Source organism: Clostridium novyi NT (genome assembly GCF_000014125.1).
Taxonomy (GTDB): Bacteria; Bacillota; Clostridia; order Clostridiales; family Clostridiaceae; genus Clostridium_H; species Clostridium_H novyi.
This window is the reverse complement of the sequence record NC_008593.1, coordinates 1,200,037-1,219,058: the sequence shown is the minus strand read 5'-3', so window position 1 is coordinate 1,219,058 and position 19,022 is coordinate 1,200,037. Positions and strand designations below refer to the sequence as shown.

Genomic DNA, 19,022 nt, shown 5'->3' with positions numbered 1-19,022 from the left:
TCTTTAGTTAAAGTGAAAAATACATATTAACTATATATTTATAATAACATAATATACCTTCATTTTCATTTACTAAGTTGAATACAAAAGTACTGTTATTATATGTACTGCAATTATTTCTAAAAGTTCTTAGTAAAAACCCTATAACTTCTGGTAATACAAATCCTAAAATAAATATTATAATATAGCATTTTAAAAAAAGTACAATCGTATTATAAATATCTCTATGTTTAATCATGGAATAACACATCCTACGCTAGATGCTATAAGCTTAATCATACTTGGAGATAAATACCCTTCAACCACAAATCCGATTAGCATAAAACTTGTTATAAAAAGAAATACGGTAGAATACTTAGCTATTTGCTTAAAATTATTATTCTTGTCCATCAAACTATGAGAAGTATTTTTTAGCATTTTCAAAGAGAATTCACATGCTATTACAGATAAAATTATAATTGTAGGTATATATATTATATTTTGAGGAAAAATAATAAGTAGATTTAATAATATTCCTTTTGCTCCTAGTCCATTTATAACTAAGCTAGATGTAAATCCTATAGTAAACCCTTTAATTAAATCTGTTAAAAATATTATAGGAGTTCCTAGCATAGTAAGTCCTAAAAACCATATTGCTAAAATAAACATCATATTATTTTTCACAGCTTGTAAAAATACATACTTATTATCTATATTTTTAGGATTAATTTTTTTAGTTACAGTTACCAAAAACTCAACAAGATTATTTTTATCTGTCTTGTCCATATATTTGACTGTATACATTCCAATTACTATACCTATACACAAAAATAGTAATGTTAACATATATAACATTAAATTTTTGTGTATATGATCCTTTAAACTTCCAAATACCATTTTACTCTTCATCACTTATTCCTCCTCTTGTTGCTATCTTAATAAATACTATGATTTCAAGAGAAGTTATATGACTAAGTATTGTTAATAACCTTAAAGGAAAGTAAGAGCAGCTATAGTTTTTCCATCTATAATCTCTCCATCTTTTATCATTTCTCTTAATGTATCTAATTTAATTTCATAATTATTTATAAATTCATCTTCGTCTCCACCAATATTTCCTTTATATAATTCCTCCGCTTTGTATATGTATATACACTCATCACAAAATCCTGGACTTGTTACTATTTTACCAAGATAAGTAAATTTATTTGATTTGTATCCTGTTTCTTCTTCAAGTTCCCTTCTACCACACACCTCAATTTCTTCATTTGGTTCTAGTTTACCTGCTGGTATTTCTAGTATAGTTTTTCCTAGTGGGTTTCTAAATTGCTCCACTAAAAGCACTGTATCCTTATCCTTAAAAGCTAGTATTGCAACTCCACCTGGATGCTTTACAATTTCCCTTTTAGAAGTTTTTCCATTAGGTAATTCAACAGTTCTAACATCTAATTTAAGTATCTTTCCAGTAAACTCATTTACTTCATTTATAGTTTTTTCATTAAAAATCATTATATTTCCTCCACTTTCTATAATTTTTATTAGTTTAAAAATATATTTTAATAAGTAATTACCATAAAACTCTAGTTAATTATTTATTTTAAGTATACCACTTATTACTATTATTAAAAAACAACAAAAATAGACGTGTTTTATCACGCCTAAGTCTGAATTTTATATTTCTGTACTTGCTACTACAGCAAAATTTTCATCAGTTCTAACATTAGCACAAGTAATTTCATGATTATTTCCATTGCGTTCAGTTACTAAAGATATTCCATACTTAATATCTCCATTAGTAACTATATAATATCTTCTCCAATCTCCACCATCACGAATATCGTCTAATGCTACACTTACCACATTTCCAATTGAATCTGACAAATTATTATTTATAAGATCTATATCTTCAATTGAAATTTTATTTGTTATATCTCCTTTTACCAGTTCCGAATCACTTACGTTATTAAATTTATTATATAGTAATCTATTTATACCATCGTTTATATTTTGCATAAGCTCACTAAGCATTTTTACAACTCCTTCATAAATTATATTCATACTTTGCACTAATGTTTTATATGCTTAGTTTTTTCTATTTGTATAATCTTATGCATATGAGAATTAGAAAACTTTAGACAATTTATAAAAGGGATAATTCATAAAATCTCATGATGAACTATCCCTTTTCCTTATTATTTTAAATATCTATTATGTGATTTTGTCTATGTTCTCCAATGAAAAATATAGCTAATGCACCTGGTCCTCCATATGTACCAACTGCTGGCCCTATATTACTTATTATTACTTCTTTAACTTCAGTATTTTTTAGTATAATATCTTTAAGTTTTTCTGCTTCTTCTACTGAATCTCCATGGGAAATACATACTATTTCTTTACTAGTATTTTTCATCTTTTTTGATATAATCTCAGCTAACTTCTTTAACAAAGCTTTTTTACCTTTTATTTTTAGTATAGGAATAACTTTTCCTTCATTATCAAGAGTTAGTAGAGGCTTAATATTGAGTAGCTTTCCAACAAAAGCTGCTGCATTTGATATTCTTCCTCCTTTTTTTAAATAATCAAGATCATTTACACTCATATAGGTATTTAAGTTAAATTTCATTTTTTCTAAAGCTTTTGAATTTTCTTCCAAGGTAAAACCATTACATTTCATGTCTACAGCCTTTATTACCATCAATCCTTGTCCTAATGAAGCCGTTAACACATCTATAATTTCTATTTTTCTATTTCTATATTTTTCTTCATCCATTATCATATCTTTTGCTATATTAGCACTATTGTAAGTTCCACTTAACCCTGAAGATACACATACATATAGTATATCTTTTCCCTGATCTAATATTTCTTTAAACATTTCATAATATGATTGAGGATTAACTTGGGAAGTTTTAGGAAGTTCTCCTTTTCTCATAAAATCATAAAACTTTTTATACTCTAAGTCTTGTCCAAAATTATCGTAAAACTCCTTGTCACCTAGTCTGCAAGTTAAGCTTATATGTCTAATATCATTACTTTGTAAATATTCTATAGGTAAATCACAACACGAATCCGTTAATATAGTATAGTTCATAAAATTAACTTTCCTTTCATTTTTGAATGTTCATATTTATTAGTATTTGCACTATTTTTTATATAATTAAAATTTTCAAAATTTAAAGAGTTCTAGATTATAATTTTAATTTATAATTATACTTTTTTCAACAAAATTTTATTTTCTATAGAGTTTATTATAGATATATAATGTTTTCCAATAAATTCAATAAAATTTTTAATGTTATTTTTAATTAAATTATGTATAATAATCTATGGGTTATTTTATTATTTATAGATTTTTAAAGAATATATATATAATTATTCTGTATATAAAAATTATATTTTAGCAAATTACTATATATAATCATTGTACATATTTAAGTTATTTGTTAATAATATTATTATTTTAATTAAGAAAGGTGAAGTAAATTTATGAAAAAATTTGATTCTTTAATTGAAGAAACTTTAGAAGCTGAAGATATGGAAGAATTAGAAGCAGCTGCTGATTTATTTATGTTTGGAATAGAAAAAAACTACTACAATAAAAAGCAAGCAGATGAGTTTAATACTATATATTGGAAAGTAAAAAATAGATTTTTAGTTAATGAAATCGCAAAAAAAGTTAAAATGAATAGATTAGATATATCTTATATTATATCTAATGCACCAGCTAACATGAAAGATGACATAAATGCTTTAACTAATTATGTTCTTGGTCGTGTAAAATCATTAAAAGGAAGAATAGCTGGCCTTAAATAAACATTCATTAAAATTATATTTATATCCTATATTAAAAAGCTGCCTTATATTAAAATAAGACAGCTTTTTAATTCTTAAATGCTCCATTTTACATTTGATTATACATACTTAATGTTTTAAAGAGGTGCTTTCATTTGAATATCAAAAATATAGTATTAAATCAGCGTAACTTTTTCAATAGCAATAAAACTAAAGATATCGATTTCAGAATATAAGCATATAAAAAATTTAAAATCTTGGTCAAAACCTAAAAAAGCAAAAACTTCTATAGTAAACTTTTTAGGAAAATCCTTTATATTAAATATACCTTATGGGGTTGTACTTATTATGTCTCCTTGGAATTACCCTTTTCAATTATCAATTATGCCTTTAATTGGAGCAATTTCTACTGAAAACTGCGTTATCTTAAAACCATCTGAGTATTCTATTGAAACCTCTAAAGTATTGGAAAATATTATAAAAAGTACATTTGGAGAGGAATATACAAACATAATATTAGGAGATATTGAAATTAACGAACAAATACTTGAAGAAAAGTTTGATTTTATTTTCTTTATTTGTAGCAAATGACACTATTATGCATTTAGCTAATGATTCCCTTCCTTTTGGAGGTGTTGGTACATCGGGCATTGGAAATTATCATGGAAAATAAATTTCTCTTAGTATAAAAATATTAAATCTATATATACTAAACTTGAACATTAAAATAAGTGAGGTAGATTATATGGCTAAAGCAGGAATGCGTCGTCCAAATCCAAAAGAACCACATGGTACAGAAAGTAATAGTAAAACTCATTTCCCTAAAAATGATGTTCCTCCTGTACCAGAAATTCAAGGTAAAGCTAAAACAGGAAACAAAAAAGTTAAACCTACATTTTATGATTAAAATTTAGGAAGTGATATTATGCCAAAAGATAGTCAACCAGATAACAAAAAAGCAAGACAAGAAAAATGTAATTATCAAATCCCTATTACAGCTGAAGCTCAAAATCATAATCCTAACTCCAAAAAACACTCTGTGAAAAATAACGAATTTAAATAAAAAATCTCACGCATTTGCGTGAGATTTTTTATTTAGAATTTGTAATTTTCATTACATATCTGGCACAAAGTTGTACTATAATTAATTCTAAAAATATAACTACACAAAAGTCTCTTGGTCATACACCTGGGACTCTCTTATAACATCCATATTAAAACCATCTTATATATCAATTTTTAATTCCAATTATTGCACATTTTATTTAAGTCTCACTTTTAAGTCTTTGTAATAATTTAATTTATATAATATGCTATAATTGTATTGACATAATAAATATAGTTAACATTAGGAGGATATAATGAAGAAATTAGTAAAAGTTGTTGGAGCTATTATTGAAAATGATAATAAAGAAATATTATGCGCACTTAGATCACCTAAAATGAGCATTCCAAACAGTTGGGAATTTCCTGGTGGTAAAATAGAACAAGGCGAAACATTAAAAGATGCCATTGAAAGAGAAATAAGAGAAGAATTAGATTGCTCTGTTGAATTTATAGAAGAATTTCACAATAATACACATGAATATGATGACTTTATAGTAAACTTAATTACTGTTAAGTGTAAATTGGTACAAGGGATTCCTACAGCAAATGAGCATTCTAAGTTAATCTGGCTACATAGAGAAAATCTATCTTCCCTTAAATGGGCTCCAGCAGATATTCCTGCAATGAAACAATTAAGCATAGAAAAAGTATAGCATTTTATTGCTATACTTTTTCTCAGATTGTTCAAAAAGCCCCCAACAATTGGGGGCTTTTGTTTACGCCAAAATTCTTTTATGCGATAGCATTCGAAAAATATTTATTATGTATGTTAATTTGGAATAAATTTGAATTAATGTACACAAAAAATAATGCGATAGCACCATGGCTATCTTTTTCATATTCTGAACTGCTGCTGTAAGTAGGCACTGCTCAGAAACATTTTTAATTCCTCGCATGCGACAATAACGTAGCCCATGTAATTCTTTTGAATCAGCAAAGCTACGCTCAATCTTTTCTTTACGTCGTTTGTAAATACTTTTACCTTTTTCTGTTTTAGTAAAGCTAAAAATTTGATCTTTATAGTCTTCCCAAACATGACGACGTATAGTTCTATTAATGGATTTATCAGATGTTAAGCAATTATTTTTATATTTGCAATAAGCACAATGCTCCGCATTACTTAAATATTCTTTATAACCTTCCCTCGTAGTAGTTCTATATTTTAAAAAGCAATTATTAATACACACATATCCATCTAATTCTTTAACATACTGAAATCTATATTTTGTATATTTTCCTTTAACATGGGGTCCTAAACGGAACCCAAAAACACCTTGATAATTTTTGTCTGAAATTTGTTTACAAATAGGATTCGTAGAATATCCGGCATCTGCTACTAAATATTTTGTATTAAAATTAAACTTTTCTATTTGAGTTTCTATTCTTTTAACATAAGGATCTACATCGTTTATATTCCCGGGAGTAACATGAACGTCTGTTATAATATTATACTTTCCGTCAACAGTTCTATGATCTAAATAAAAAAAGCCTTTAGGTTTTCCATCTCTAACCATATATCCACTGTCTGGATCAGTTGTACTTACTGTTATTTCCTTAGTTTCAGCTATTTTAGTCTTTTTTTTTAGAGGCTTTTTATTATGATTAATTCTATCTTTATTAATGTCATTCTCTAATTCATCAAAGTATTCCTTTGTGGATTTAGTTATTTCTTTTTTAATAAATTTATGTTTATTAGCGTTAGCTTTTAAGTGAGTAGAATCAGTATATAGAATTTTGCCATCAACCAAGTTTCTATTAATAGCTTGAAATACAATATTATCAAATATTTCTTGATGTATATTTGTATTACTAAATCTTTTTGTTCTATTCTGGCTTATAGTGGAATGACTTGGTATTTTATCAGTAAGTCCATATCCTAAAAACCATCTGTAAGCTACATTTACCTGGATTTCTTTTACAAGCTGACGCTCTGAACGTATACCGAATAGGTATCCTATAAAAAGCATTTTAAATAATACAACTGGATCCACTGATGGTCTGCCATTATCAGCACAATATAAATCCTTAGTTAAATCTCTTATAAATGAAAAGTCTATGTATTTATCTATCTTTCTAAGTATGTGATTTTCAGGTACTAAATTTTCTATATAAACTAGTTCTAATTGATTTTGTTTTCTTTCATTATTAGTAAGCATTTTTCCTCCGTAGGAGCCCTAACGGGCTAAAAGATTTATTGTTCTAAAATATATATTCTACATAAAAACTAAAAACCCTTTTTGTAATAAATGTAAAAAGGCTGTTGACAAATTATGTTTATCAACAGCCTGAGAAAAAGTATAGCATTTTATTGCTATACTTTTTCTATATTTACAAATAATAATAACTTTTCAAAATAAGTTATATTATGTTATAATTTACATAATATTAAAATAATTAGAATATACATGAAAGGAGAAATAAGGTGATTTAACCTTATTAAAAAGACCATATGAAAGAAACAATTAAATTTTATATAAAGATAATGATTAAAAATCCACTATTTTTTATTTCATTATTTTTTAATGTTTTTTTGTTATACAAACAATCTTCTGTTCTTGAATCTTCAATTTTTCAATTTAGCCAAGTATTCTATTTTGGATTTGTTTGTTCAAATTTATTTTTTCTTATCATAAGTACATATGTTACATATAAGAACTATATTATACTTAATTTTTTAGAAAAAAACTTGTTAAAAAAGCAAGTAAGCATAATACTTTCTAGTATTATAGTTTCAACAATTACTTCACTAATTCCAGTATTAACTATGCTAATATTAAAAAATCCTATTTTTCAATTAAAATTTGTTGTAACTGGGGTGCTCCATTTTTTCATACTTTGGACTTTATCTAATGTGTTAGCAGCTACACTTGGCTGTTGTGTGGGTAGCATATCTAAAAATAGCACTTCAATGATTGTATCACCTTTTATATACTCATTATTTGCATATCATTCATATAATTTTTCTATTAATCCTATATGGAAACTCTTTAATATTTATGATGACTTTACTATGGTAGATATAAGTAATATTTGTGGACATTTATTTAATAAAGCATACTATTTTGATAAATTATTTGTAGTATTTTTAGCTCTATTTGTTTTTTCTTTAACTTGTGTATTTAATAAAAATATAAAAAGATTATATTCTAGTTTATTTGTTTGCTTTACTGCCCTTTGTATATGCCTAAACGTATTTTTTAGTTTTAATCATGGAAGCACTTACTTAAAGGAATACGAATCTTTAAAAGATGTTAATTATACTATTGAATCATATAATATGAATCTTAAATTAAAAAACACTTTAGAAAACACTGTTACAATAAATATAAAAATTAATAAAAATTCAGATAACATTAATATGTTATTTGATGATTTGTTTAATGTAAAGTCTTTATCAATAAATGAAGTACAATCTACCTTTAATCATGAAAATAATACCTTACAGATTAAACACAATTGCACTAAAGGAGACAAGCTAAAAATTTTAATTAAATATACAGGATTTGTTGATGTTGTAAATAATATTGGTTCCCCTATTTATTATGTTAGTAAATATGCCACTAACCTACCAATAACATATTTTTATTGGTATCCTATAGGAATTCAAAACTCTTTAATTGATTTCGATATTTCTGTGAAGGCTTATAATTCAATATATTCCAATTTAAATCTGCTTAATTGCAGTAATAATATTTATAAATTCAAAGGACAATCTTTAGGTTTAAACTTATTCTCAGGACAATATAAAAAATATACTCTTAACAATATTGAATATATAATACCTACAGCTATGGAGCTAAAATATTTCAAATCCTCTATATCAAACCTTATTAAGGATGAAAATAATCTTAAAAATTTATCTAAAAAACAGTTAGACTTTTTAAGAAATCATAAATATAAAAAAGTTATATGCTCTATTTGGGAAGATAATTCTAATAATAAGGATTTAAATCCTTTTATACAAATATTTGAAGACACTTTAATAATAAAATAGAGATAGGAGAAATAATTATGGATAATACATTATCAATTAAAAATATTAACTTTTCTTATGGAAATAGAAAGGTATTAAGTAATATATCTTTCACATGTTCTAATGGCATTACTGCCCTTTTAGGCAATAATGGCGCTGGCAAAACTACTTTAATGAGTATACTTACAGGATTAAGAAAACCACTAAATGGTGAAGCCTATTTAAATGGTACTAACTTATTAGATATAAAAAATGTTAGCTTGAAAGAAGTAGGGTATCTTCCTCAAAATTTCGAGATATTTCCAAATGTTATTGGTCATGATTTTTTATCATATGTATGTGACCTTAAAGGAATTAAAGGAATTGATAAAAATAATGCCATTGATGAAGTTATAACTTCATTTAACTTAAATAAAGTCATAAAATTACCTTTCAGAAAATATTCTGGAGGATATAAAAGAAGACTAGGAATTGCTCAAGCAATGCTAGGTAATCCCAATTTAGTAATAATTGATGAACCAACTGTTGGTTTAGATCCAGAACAAAGAATTGAATTTAGGCACTATTTAGCTAAATGTGGACATGATAGGATAACATTAATATCAACTCATATAATAGAGGATGCTGAACTATATAGTAAAAATATTTTAATTTTAGATCATAAAAAAATAGCATTCAATGGTTCTGTTGATGATATGATATCAAAAACTTCAAAAGAAATTTATACTGTTAATTGTAACATTAAGGATATAGAAGATATTAAAAATAAGGTAATTGTACTTGAAGAAAAACGTTTAGATAATGAATATGTTAAACTTAAATTCATTAAAAATAATATAAATATTGAAAATAGTAAACCCGAAAAGGAGGTTTCCCTAGAAAATGCTTATGTATATTTTCAAAAACAACAGAATAATTTATGATAATTACTTTAAAATATTTGACGTGAAAAAATATAAATTAAAGATTAGTTGTTTGATTTTGATAATATTGCTGATTAATTCATTACTTTGTCCAATACCATACAATTACTTACAAATGATATCACAATCTCATATGTTAAAAGGTTTTGATAATTTATATGATTATACTATTCCTATAATATCTGCATTTATGATAATATATGTTTTTTATAAAGACTATACTACTGAAATCTATAAACTTTTGACATTTTATAATAGAAATAATATTAATTATATATTACTTTATAGATGGATTTTTTATACTTTAATTTTTTCAATAGGATCTTTTATTACAGGATTACTTTATTATAGAAATATATCCTTTTTAGATATAACCAATCTATATTTAAGCATTAGATTTATACCAAATATATTGTTTTTATCTTCTCTAGTGTTATTGATTATGACAGTTTTGAAGAATGTTTATGCAGCTATATTAATATTAACTTCCTATTTCTTTGTAGATTTTTTATCAGGCGGTGCAATATTTAAAATATTTTCAATTGGAGCTCATGCAAATAATTTTTATTACACTATATCTCCCTTATATTACATAATAAATAGAATAGTTTTAATAATTTTAAGCTGTATTTTTGTATTTATTTCTTGCAAAATTTCTTGTAAAATTTAAAACCTAATAAAAAATCTCTCTAACAGGCACAATCATACAAATTAAATAATTGAAAGGTATTTTATTTATAGAAAAAGTATAGCATTTTATTGCTATACTTTTTCTATAAACTCTGTATATATCCCATTTGGAACTTTATTTTCTAATTTTAATATTGTAGTTATAGGTTTTTCACCATAAAATTCTTCTACATCTCCTTTTCCAATGTAAATATAAGGTTGTACTATTCTATCTATACTCTTATACTTTCTTATAAATAGATGTAGATTAACTCCTCTTTCTTTATTGTATATAATATTTTTTCCTCTTTCTGATTCTTGAGAAGTATTATTAGGACTTTGCCATTGAAATGTATGCCTGTTTATGAACTTGTCATTGTAATTTATACTTTCTTTTATATCTTCTTCTTTATGCAGATCTATAAATAAAAAGTAATCCTTACCATTTGCTAAAAGCCCACTTCCCCTAAATGAGCTATGTGTCTTAGTATAATTAGATAAAAGTGCAATATCTACCATTTGATACTGCTCATATAGCTTTAAAAATGGTACTCCGTAGTATTCTTCTCCAAATTCTTTTTCATATCTTACAACGCCATAATTTATAACATCTTCTATATAAACTCTATATTTTTTATCATTCATTATATTCTTAAACTCTTCTGTAACAGTTAAAATTCCATTATCTAAATTAAAACATCTTATATTATTTTTCAACTGTCCTGAATCATCATATTCTTGATTTAACACCTTTAAAGCATGTACTATACTTTTATCATCTACACGATTTATGTGCTTTAATATCTCTCTTTTAGCTTCATTTAAATTTATACTCTCATTGCACATTAAATACTTTATAATACTGAATTCATATATCCTTTTTAATGGCAACTTACTTGAAAATTGTCTTAATATCTTATAAAAAGTCTCATTTTGCAATAGTTTTTGTAATTCTTTATCTTTCTCTATTCGTGATACAAATCCTATATATGTTTTATCTTTACTTACAAATCTTAAAGGTTCTGGCGCCCCATCATATTTAATATAATCTAACAATAAGTACGGTACTTTTCCCCCATTTAACTTTTTAAATTCTAAATATTCTTCCTTTAAATATTTCATAGAATTAAAGTTTTCATTATTTAATTGTTCTAAAATTCTTTCTTGAACTATCCTATCCATTTGAATGTTTGTACATCCCGGTATATTCTGAAATTGCTTAGCTACAGATACTTTCAAGCTATCTTTATCATAGTATCTACCACCATTTAAGGCTAATGCTATCAAAAAAGCTTTATTGTGATTTCCTATAAAGTCTAGTACCGTTAAAAAAGTTTTATCGCTATGTTTTCTAAGTCCTCTTCCTAGCTGCTGAATAAAAACAATAGGTGAATTTGTAGGTCTTAACATTAAAACTAAATTAATAGACGGTATGTCTACACCTTCATTAAAAATATCAACAGTAAATATGACTTCTAAATCATCTTCTTCTGATTCTAGAGCTCTTATATATCCTTCTCTTTCCTCTGGGGAATTTTCTCCCGTTAAATGTACACTTTTTATTCCTCTTTTATTAAATTCCTCCGTCATGTATTTAGCATGTTCAATACTTACACAGAAACCTATGCACCTGCACTTTTCCCCTTCATGTCCATAGAAATTCATTTTATCTATTATAAAATCAACTCTTTCATTAACCTTTAATCTTTTAGTTAACTCACTTATATCATTAATATCTACATCTTCAAGATTAATACCTTCAATATCTGTAATACCAAAGTAATGAAATGGAACTATTAGCTCATTTTCAAGTGCCTCACTAAGTCGTATTTCTAAAGCTAAGTTTTCATCAAAAATTTCAAATATACTTTCATTGTCACATCTTTCTGGTGTAGCAGTCATTCCTAAAATAAATTTAGGCTTAAAATAATTCATAACTTTTTTATATGATGGACTAGCTGCATGATGTGCCTCATCTATAATGACATATTCAAATTCATCTGCTTTAAAACTCTCTAAATTATTATTCATAGACTGAATGGTAGAAAATAGATAATCTGAACCTAAGTCTTTTCTCGTTCCAGTTAGAAAACCTGTGGTCTTATTCTTATTTTTAACAAGTTTTCTAAAAGTAGCTTCTGCACCTTTTAAAATATCCTCTCTATGTACTAAAAACAACATCCTTTTAGGATTATAATTAATTACATCAAAAGCAGACATATATGTCTTTCCAGTACCTGTAGCTGCAACTACAAGTGCTTTATCTTCTCCTTGAAGTCTAAGTCTATTTAGATTACTAATTGCCCTATTTTGCATATAATTAGGTTTTATTATTTCATAGTTTTTAAACTCTAAAGTTTTCTTTTCTGTCTTTCTAATTTCTTGTATAAAGTTATTATAGCTATTTAAAAATTCATCATCTACAAAGGAAGTACTTTCCCATAACTCTAAATATTCTTTAATAACATTACAAGAGAACTTGTCTTCTTTTTTGGATATTACCTTAACATTCCACTCAACATTACTTTTTAGTGCTCTTTGAGTTATATTTGATGATCCTATAATTATTTTATAATCATCTTGATTTTCGAATATATATGCCTTAGTATGAAATCCCTTTTCATTACTTGCTACAAATATTTTTAAATCTATATTATTAAAATCTTTTATTCTCTTTAAAGCTTTAGGTTCAGTAAAATTAAGATAAGTGGAAGTTATAATCTTACCCTTTACCCCTTTTTCCTCTAATTCCTTAAAACTATCTAGTAATAATTGAAGTCCACTAAAGTTAATAAATGCAACACTAAAATAGAACTTTTCACATTCACTTAAACACTTCTTTAATTCATTTAAAAGATTTCCTTTTTCAGAATTAGTTATAAGACTCTTATCTACTAAATATTTTTCTTCTATATCCTTATTTCTAATACTTGATTCTTCGATTTCTTTATAATCAACTGTAATTGCCTCATTGATATTTACTTTCATAACTTTCTTCCCCTATGATTTAGTAATTATATTCATGATTTCCGACACATATTTTTTTAGTTAACACTTCATTTTTCCAAGGCTTTCTTATTTCAATAAGATTTAAAACATTATATCCCATTTTGGATAAAAATGCTATTATTTTATCATTATTATGATGAACCCAGTTAAAAACTGTATAACCTCCTAAGTTATTTGCAATTTTTTCTGCCTCTTTATATAGTTTCGATGCAATTTTATTCCTTCTTTCATTATTATCAACAAACAAAGATTCCACCCACACTAAGTTTCCATCAATTCTACAAACTAAGTATCCTAAAAAGTTTCCTGTACTGTCTTCAGCAATAAAAATAGGAAATTTAGAATCCATATATTCTCTAAATTCTTCCTTAGCTTGCTCTATATTTAAGGTTGATTTAATGTTTTTAAGCTCTTTTAATTCTACTCTAAATTGTGCTATTAGCTCCGATATTTTTTCTTCGTCCGAAATTTCAGCTGATCTTATAAGCATGATTTTACCTCCTAAATAACTACTAATGTTTATTATCCCTTCAAAGTGAAGTTTATATATTACATTTTCTTGCACGAACAATTATTACATCTGGTTTTTCTTTAACTCCAAAAGATTCTTCATAAAAACCATCAATTACAAAACCACTTTGAAAACACAGATTAAATATTTCTTGTAATGAACGATGGTAGTAACATTGTAACATTGGTTGACCTGAAATAGCCTCACCATTATAACTACTCGCAGACAAATATTTCTCTGTTAAAGTGACAAAACAAGGATGTTGTGTAGCAAATACAAATATACCATCTTCTTTAAGAAGGCAATTTACACATTGAAACAATATAGATATATCTGAAATATCCATCAATTCACTTACTCTTGGTCTTACAACTTCTCGATGAAATTGGTTTGACTCATCACCTATACAATTATCCCAAAATTCGGCATTAAATTCCCAAGCCTTTAAACTATCTTCAACTGAATGTTCACTCATTAATGACTTCCTCCATTTATACTAGAATCTTCATTTTATTTTGAATAAATAATGTGCTAATGTTACATATTTCGGGTTAGGTCAGGCACCTAAATGGATTTCTCCATTAAAAGCAAATCAAACTCACCATTATTTTTTTCTATAAAAACTTTAAATCCAACCTTCTTCCAAAAATCTAAAGCCTTAGTATTTTCTTTTATTACACCTAATTGAAGTATTGTTTTGCTATTCTTTTTACAGACATCAAATAAAATATTAACAATTAGATTTCCTAGTCCTGTATTATGCTTATTTATATCTATTTCTAATAATCCAATCCAAATTGCATTTTTATTATTTTTATCTTGAAAACTATATCCGTCTATAATATCTAATACTGCTATTAACTCATTATAAATATTGTATATACTTATAAATTTTTTACGAGTAATATCTATACAAGTAGGTCCATTTTCAACATCATTTTTTACATTTTCCATAGTAATAGGATAATTATTAGATAACTTTGCATACTCCTTATTCCCTTTATATAAGTTGAATATATCTTCATAGTTATTATCTTTAACTTCTAGATGATTTAATTTTAATTTTTGTTTCATATACTCTAATAACATTAATCTATTCCTCCAATGTCCTCAATGTCGCAATTTAAGACAGAACCATTATAAAGATTAATAAAATACGAATTACTTTTCATTAATTCAGCAAATATTCCTTGTCCAACTATTTTTCCTTGGTTAAAAACAATAATTCTATCAAATTCTTTAATGGAATTAAGTCTATGTGAAATAGCTAAAACAGTCTTATCTTTTAATATTTAATAAATTAATAACTTCATCCATTAGCAATTCTTCAGTAATATTATCCATAGCTGAAGTAGCTTCATCTAATATTACAATGTTATTTTTATGAAACCATAATCTAGTTAGTGAAAGTCGTTGCTTTTCACCACCAGATAAGATAGTTCCCCTCTCACCAATCATTGTTTCAATACCATCTTTCATATTATTTATTGTTTAAAATAATATTTCTCATATTAGTTCACTCTCCTTTCACTTAAAAATAAAATTCAATTCTATATAACAATATTACTCATCACATTTATTAAGTAAATATCTTAAATAATTTATCCATTGTTTTAAAGATTCATAATTAAATTTAGTTAACGCATTGTTATAATATTTAAAACCTTTTGGATTTTCTTTTTTTATTTTTGCAATACTTTTTTTAGGACCATAATAATATTCATCGCAAATGGTAAAATAAATTTCAAGACTGTCCACTAATAGCCAGTGCCATCTAAAGTAACCTTCTGAATCATTTCTTTCAACACGAAGAAGCATTTTTTCACACCATTTTACCTGCCGTTCTTTTTCTTCCTTAGACTTTTTAGACATGTTTTCAATGAATTCACAAACTTTTTCTTGCAGTTGTTTTCCTAATCCGTATTTATCAAATACTATATTTCCATCATGTATTTGAACATATTCTTCATAATTTATCTCATTTTTGAAATGTGATGTATTATAAATAAACACATCTAATAATATTCCATCCACTTCATTTTGATCATGAAATATGGTTTGTTTATCTGTAATTACCAATGCATCAAAATCACTATTTATGCCATTAGAACCATCTGCATAAGACCCGTACACAATTATGGTATGTGGTTCATATTTATTAATTATATACTCTATTATCTTATCTTTTATAATTATTACCCCCTAAGTTAATAAACCTTCTGTTAAGAGTAATGAATATTTATTACTCTTAACGAATTTGGTATGCCATTTTAATTACATTTATTTTCTCCAAATACATCTAATAAATTTTCTTTCACCTATGTTATAAAGTTTTTTATTTTCTAATTTATAATTACCTAAAGCTATAAAATCATTTTCTTTTAATATATCTAATTGAGTGATACTAAGATTATCATTAGGAACCTCCCTAAATCCATTAACCCATAAAACACCACCTGTGTTAATATGATTCATTAAATCACTATATAACTTTGGATTTAATCTATAATGATTAATTATAATTCCATCAAATTTATCTAGATTGGTAAATACGTCATCCCTTGATAAATCCATTAATTTAGTCTTTATTTTAAAACATTCATTTTTTACAAAATAGTTTAATCTACTTAGTGCTTCTTTACAAAAATCTATAGCAAACACTTCATATCCTAACTTTGCTAAATAAATGCTATTTCTTACATCACCACAAGCAAGATCTAAAATTTTGCCTTTTTTAGGGAAATACAGAATATCTTCTTCTAAAATTTTTTCATGATCCATTATATTTAACTTTCTAACTTTAAATCGTTCATCCCACCAATTACTGTCTCCCATGTACTTCATTTTTAAATCTCCCTTTTAAATTAGCATTTCTATTAAACTATGAAAATATTTTTTAAATATTAGTACATATTATTTTACCATAATATTCTTGTATGATTGTATCAAATATTACAATAAATTTAAAATTTCAGTCATCAATTCAATAGCTTTTACGATCTCCTCATTTAATTTTATCAAAACAAAAACACCTACCATTTATTGATAGATGTTCTCTGTTATATATAAATTTCTTATTTTAATAAATTATTATTTTCCAGAATATCATAACTCAGCGTACGAAATACCTGGCAATATTTTCGAAATCCATCCTGCCTAATAATATAAATATTAGGCATATAACTCATTCTTGTTTTTGAATACATAATACGTTCCAAGCCATTATCAATAGCTGTATGATTACTTAAAGCAACATCTACTTTTTTACACATTGCTTGTGCAATAAAATAATCCAATGACTTGAGATATTGTTTTACTTCATTTTTTGTCCATGGTGGTGTTGTACCTCCCCATAATGCTGCCATATGTAGCTTTCCATCTTCTTTTACAGGAAATATGTAACTTAATCCTCCAGGAGTATGTCCAGGTGTTCCATAAACATATATTGTTTTATCACCTAATGTTATTGTATCACCATCATCAACATAAATATCAATTTTATAATCTTTCCACGTTTCCGGTCTATCAGGTTTTGTTGGATGATTTCTCCAAAAAATATCATCTAATTTAGAAAGATATGTATCAACATTATACTTTTCAACAAACCATCTCCCACATCCTGTATGATCAACATGTCCATGTGTCAAAACCAGTTTTTTTATTGTATCAGGATTCCAACCTACATCTTTAATTGCATCTATTATTGCCTCAAAAGCTTTTTCTGATGGCCAAATAGCGTCTATTACTATCAATCCTTAAAAAAACTTTAAGTTTCTTTTCTACTTCTATCATACTTGTCCTCCTCAATTACTATTTTTCAAATGCAACACACCCTACTAAATAAGGATGATCAACTATTATTGCATTCTTTGCTTTACGAATCATCCATAAAATATATATGTCTCCACCTCCTGCTACAATATGAACTACACCAAACATAGCTAAAAAATAATTTTCTAAACATTTGCTTTTAAAGTACTCACACTTAAACAATTTTCTTTATATCCTTGTTCCAGCAGCTCTTCACGAATTCTATTAAATTCTTCTAAACGTTTTATTTGAACATCTGTTAATTTTTTTTTATTCTTTGATGTTTTACTTTTAAATTCTTCATAATATATCTCCCTCATATTTTGTTACCTACTTATTTACAATTGTTTAACACTTTAATTAATGTAAGTATCAAATTACTATTTATTCTACTGAAATTATTTTTACAACATCATTCCTAGCTTGATTTAAATACCAATTAGAAATCTTATCCGTATCTATAATTTCTCTAATTATACGTAAGTCACTTGAAACTATTTCCGAAATCACTTCACCATCTGGAGCAACTAACATAGTAGGACAATGCTGCTTTTCATGAGCATTGTTTGAACTAATAAGAAATCTTTAATTTTCAGCAGCTCTACTTATAAGATGACTTCTCCATACTGATAGACCTTTTCCTGTAATAGCATTAGTTAAGTATATGAACATTTGAGCCCCATTCATGGCTAGATTTACTTTTTTAAGCTAACCTAATAATTACACTCTACCTGTTGTAACTTTTTCCACTTTCGTATCTTTGTCCTAAAAGACTTGAAAGGTGCAACCGTATTTATGTGTATCCATTTCCATATTGGCCAATTAGAAGGAGTTGATGACGACCATTTTCTTCCTCCTTGCTGAAATAGCTCAATATCTGTATACTTATTAATCAATTGAATTATTTGCTCTTCTGCCTTTATAAACATAGTACATAACTCTTTAAGGGTATATTCCTCATATTGTTTATAAAAACTATCATATAGTCCACCAAGATTATTCCATTTATAATCTGGAGTTGGTGTTATAACAATATCTCCTTGTTGTTCTTGATTCTCCCAATCAAGAATAAGATTCATCCACCCCAACTGATAAGCAATCATTTGAGTAGGTGTTCTGTCAACTCCATCAATTAACCTATCTTTATCTTTTTCATTAATATCATTAAATTCTTCTATAAATAATTTTGCGCGCTTTGAAATTTCTAAAATTAATTCTTGTCTATTTTGATATTCTGCCAATTTAACAC

The 19,022-nt window shown here is 26.0% G+C and carries 25 protein-coding genes and 1 pseudogene; 8 read left to right on the top strand and 18 right to left on the bottom strand.

What is annotated here, in order from left to right:
• Positions 1-7: 7 nt before the first annotated feature.
• The 5 genes from NT01CX_RS05695 to NT01CX_RS05675 all read right to left on the bottom strand — a co-directional run bounded on the left by NT01CX_RS05695 (position 8) and on the right by NT01CX_RS05675 (position 3,070).
• Positions 8-238 carry a hypothetical protein gene (locus tag NT01CX_RS05695; RefSeq protein ID WP_039242266.1) on the bottom strand — a complete coding sequence of 77 codons (231 nt, stop codon included), beginning with the start codon at positions 236-238 and terminating at the stop codon, positions 8-10.
• Positions 235-888, bottom strand: coding sequence for a stage II sporulation protein M (spoIIM, locus tag NT01CX_RS05690; protein ID WP_011722099.1), 654 nt, complete (start codon positions 886-888; stop codon positions 235-237). The genes NT01CX_RS05695 and spoIIM overlap by 4 nt, the downstream gene beginning before the upstream one ends.
• An 81-nt stretch (positions 889-969) precedes the next feature.
• Positions 970-1,488, bottom strand: coding sequence for an NUDIX hydrolase (locus NT01CX_RS05685; protein ID WP_011722098.1), 519 nt, complete (start codon positions 1,486-1,488; stop codon positions 970-972).
• Between the two features lie 162 nt (positions 1,489-1,650).
• Positions 1,651-2,037: a hypothetical protein gene (locus tag NT01CX_RS05680; RefSeq protein ID WP_242648505.1), complete on the bottom strand. Its 387-nt coding sequence runs from the start codon at positions 2,035-2,037 to the stop codon at positions 1,651-1,653.
• Positions 2,038-2,176: 139 nt separating this feature from the next.
• Positions 2,177-3,070 (bottom strand): DegV family protein, encoded by an 894-nt coding sequence (locus tag NT01CX_RS05675; RefSeq protein ID WP_011722096.1) that lies wholly within the window; start codon positions 3,068-3,070, stop codon positions 2,177-2,179.
• Between the two features lie 395 nt (positions 3,071-3,465).
• Between NT01CX_RS05675 and NT01CX_RS05670 the strand changes: the two genes are divergently transcribed.
• The 5 genes from NT01CX_RS05670 (at position 3,466) to NT01CX_RS05660 (ending at position 5,531) form a co-directional block, all read left to right on the top strand.
• Complete coding sequence (locus NT01CX_RS05670; RefSeq protein WP_011722095.1) at positions 3,466-3,792, top strand: hypothetical protein; 327 nt, start codon at positions 3,466-3,468, stop codon at positions 3,790-3,792.
• Positions 3,793-4,119: 327 nt separating this feature from the next.
• Positions 4,120-4,362, top strand: a complete 243-nt coding sequence (locus tag NT01CX_RS12435) for an aldehyde dehydrogenase family protein (protein WP_011722094.1) — start codon at positions 4,120-4,122, stop codon at positions 4,360-4,362.
• 154 nt (positions 4,363-4,516) lie between these two features.
• The gene (locus tag NT01CX_RS12260) at positions 4,517-4,678 is read left to right on the top strand and encodes a hypothetical protein (protein ID WP_187146702.1); all 162 of its coding nucleotides are present in this window, start codon (positions 4,517-4,519) and stop codon (positions 4,676-4,678) included.
• Between the two features lie 18 nt (positions 4,679-4,696).
• Positions 4,697-4,834 (top strand): hypothetical protein, encoded by a 138-nt coding sequence (locus NT01CX_RS12255; protein ID WP_011722092.1) that lies wholly within the window; start codon positions 4,697-4,699, stop codon positions 4,832-4,834.
• Between the two features lie 298 nt (positions 4,835-5,132).
• Positions 5,133-5,531, top strand: a complete 399-nt coding sequence (locus tag NT01CX_RS05660) for a (deoxy)nucleoside triphosphate pyrophosphohydrolase (protein WP_011722091.1) — start codon at positions 5,133-5,135, stop codon at positions 5,529-5,531.
• A gap of 63 nt (positions 5,532-5,594) precedes the next feature.
• On the opposite strand, the gene NT01CX_RS05655 is transcribed toward NT01CX_RS05660, so the two are convergent.
• Positions 5,595-7,034, bottom strand: coding sequence for an IS1182-like element ISCno1 family transposase (locus tag NT01CX_RS05655; protein ID WP_011721549.1), 1,440 nt, complete (start codon positions 7,032-7,034; stop codon positions 5,595-5,597).
• Positions 7,035-7,327: 293 nt separating this feature from the next.
• Here NT01CX_RS05655 and NT01CX_RS05650 point away from each other — a divergent pair, with 293 nt between their 5' ends.
• Genes NT01CX_RS05650 through NT01CX_RS05640 form a run of 3 tightly spaced genes read left to right on the top strand, consistent with a single transcriptional unit; the run spans position 7,328 to position 10,444 of the window.
• Positions 7,328-8,872 carry a hypothetical protein gene (locus NT01CX_RS05650; RefSeq protein WP_011722090.1) on the top strand — a complete coding sequence of 515 codons (1,545 nt, stop codon included), beginning with the start codon at positions 7,328-7,330 and terminating at the stop codon, positions 8,870-8,872.
• A gap of 17 nt (positions 8,873-8,889) precedes the next feature.
• Positions 8,890-9,774: an ATP-binding cassette domain-containing protein gene (locus NT01CX_RS05645; RefSeq protein WP_011722089.1), complete on the top strand. Its 885-nt coding sequence runs from the start codon at positions 8,890-8,892 to the stop codon at positions 9,772-9,774.
• Positions 9,734-10,444, top strand: a complete 711-nt coding sequence (locus tag NT01CX_RS05640; protein WP_011722088.1) for a hypothetical protein — start codon at positions 9,734-9,736, stop codon at positions 10,442-10,444. The genes NT01CX_RS05645 and NT01CX_RS05640 overlap by 41 nt, the downstream gene beginning before the upstream one ends.
• 92 nt (positions 10,445-10,536) lie before the next feature.
• On the opposite strand, the gene NT01CX_RS05635 is transcribed toward NT01CX_RS05640, so the two are convergent.
• The 12 genes and pseudogenes from NT01CX_RS05635 to NT01CX_RS05590 form a co-directional block, all read right to left on the bottom strand.
• A complete protein-coding gene (locus NT01CX_RS05635) occupies positions 10,537-13,431 on the bottom strand; it encodes a DUF3427 domain-containing protein (protein WP_011722087.1) in 2,895 nt (964 codons plus the stop codon).
• Between the two features lie 19 nt (positions 13,432-13,450).
• Positions 13,451-13,942, bottom strand: coding sequence for a GNAT family N-acetyltransferase (locus tag NT01CX_RS05630; protein WP_011722086.1), 492 nt, complete (start codon positions 13,940-13,942; stop codon positions 13,451-13,453).
• A 52-nt stretch (positions 13,943-13,994) separates the two neighbouring features.
• Positions 13,995-14,438 (bottom strand): hypothetical protein, encoded by a 444-nt coding sequence (locus NT01CX_RS05625; protein WP_011722085.1) that lies wholly within the window; start codon positions 14,436-14,438, stop codon positions 13,995-13,997.
• 89 nt (positions 14,439-14,527) lie between these two features.
• Positions 14,528-15,037 carry a GNAT family N-acetyltransferase gene (locus NT01CX_RS05620; RefSeq protein ID WP_242648504.1) on the bottom strand — a complete coding sequence of 170 codons (510 nt, stop codon included), beginning with the start codon at positions 15,035-15,037 and terminating at the stop codon, positions 14,528-14,530.
• 204 nt (positions 15,038-15,241) lie between these two features.
• Complete coding sequence (locus NT01CX_RS05615) at positions 15,242-15,442, bottom strand: ATP-binding cassette domain-containing protein (RefSeq protein ID WP_011722083.1); 201 nt, start codon at positions 15,440-15,442, stop codon at positions 15,242-15,244.
• Between the two features lie 84 nt (positions 15,443-15,526).
• Entirely contained in the window at positions 15,527-16,138 is a 612-nt protein-coding gene (locus tag NT01CX_RS05610) for a nucleotidyltransferase domain-containing protein (RefSeq protein WP_256995290.1), read from the bottom strand.
• Positions 16,139-16,243: 105 nt separating this feature from the next.
• Entirely contained in the window at positions 16,244-16,807 is a 564-nt protein-coding gene (locus NT01CX_RS05605; RefSeq protein ID WP_011722081.1) for a class I SAM-dependent methyltransferase, read from the bottom strand.
• 230 nt (positions 16,808-17,037) lie between these two features.
• A pseudogene (locus NT01CX_RS05600) lies at positions 17,038-17,718 on the bottom strand (MBL fold metallo-hydrolase); the annotation flags it as partial.
• Between the two features lie 55 nt (positions 17,719-17,773).
• Complete coding sequence (locus tag NT01CX_RS12250) at positions 17,774-17,956, bottom strand: hypothetical protein (RefSeq protein ID WP_011722079.1); 183 nt, start codon at positions 17,954-17,956, stop codon at positions 17,774-17,776.
• A complete protein-coding gene (locus NT01CX_RS12245; protein ID WP_187146701.1) occupies positions 17,920-18,093 on the bottom strand; it encodes a hypothetical protein in 174 nt (57 codons plus the stop codon). The genes NT01CX_RS12250 and NT01CX_RS12245 overlap by 37 nt, the downstream gene beginning before the upstream one ends.
• A 64-nt stretch (positions 18,094-18,157) precedes the next feature.
• On the bottom strand, positions 18,158-18,307 hold the full coding sequence (locus NT01CX_RS12240; RefSeq protein ID WP_011722078.1) for a hypothetical protein: 150 nt from the start codon (positions 18,305-18,307) through the stop codon (positions 18,158-18,160).
• A 179-nt stretch (positions 18,308-18,486) separates the two neighbouring features.
• Complete coding sequence (locus NT01CX_RS05590; protein ID WP_011722076.1) at positions 18,487-19,014, bottom strand: ClbS/DfsB family four-helix bundle protein; 528 nt, start codon at positions 19,012-19,014, stop codon at positions 18,487-18,489.
• Positions 19,015-19,022 lie beyond the last annotated feature (8 nt).